Below are 327 nucleotides of genomic sequence, written 5' to 3' on the forward strand. Positions count from 1 at the left end.
TGGTGCCCGGGGCCGGACTTGAACCGGCACGATCTTACGATCGAGGGATTTTAAATCCCTTGTGTCTACCAATTCCACCACCCGGGCGACACAATCACAGATAATCATTTCATAAGAAATTGGAGCGGCTAACGAGACTCGAACTCGTGACCCCAACCTTGGCAAGGTTGTGCTCTACCAACTGAGCTACAGCCGCTTAATATTTGCTCTATCACAGCTCTGCTAAACTGTGAATGGTGCCCGGGGCCGGACTTGAACCGGCACGATCTTACGATCGAGGGATTTTAAATCCCTTGTGTCTACCAATTCCACCACCCGGGCGACACA

The 327-nt window shown here is 51.7% G+C and carries 3 tRNA genes; all 3 read right to left on the reverse strand.

Going from position 1 to position 327, the window contains the following annotated elements:
* The 3 genes from N7931_RS19480 to N7931_RS19490 all read right to left on the reverse strand — a co-directional run bounded on the left by N7931_RS19480 (position 1) and on the right by N7931_RS19490 (position 321).
* A tRNA-Leu gene (locus tag N7931_RS19480) sits at positions 1-87 on the reverse strand.
* 33 nt (positions 88-120) lie between these two features.
* A tRNA-Gly gene (locus N7931_RS19485) sits at positions 121-196 on the reverse strand.
* Positions 197-234: 38 nt separating this feature from the next.
* Positions 235-321 (reverse strand) — tRNA-Leu (locus N7931_RS19490).
* Between the last annotated feature and the right edge of the window lie 6 nt (positions 322-327).

Origin of the sequence: Catenovulum sp. 2E275, from assembly GCF_025515275.1 — a bacterium.
GTDB lineage: Bacteria > Pseudomonadota > Gammaproteobacteria > Enterobacterales > Alteromonadaceae > Catenovulum.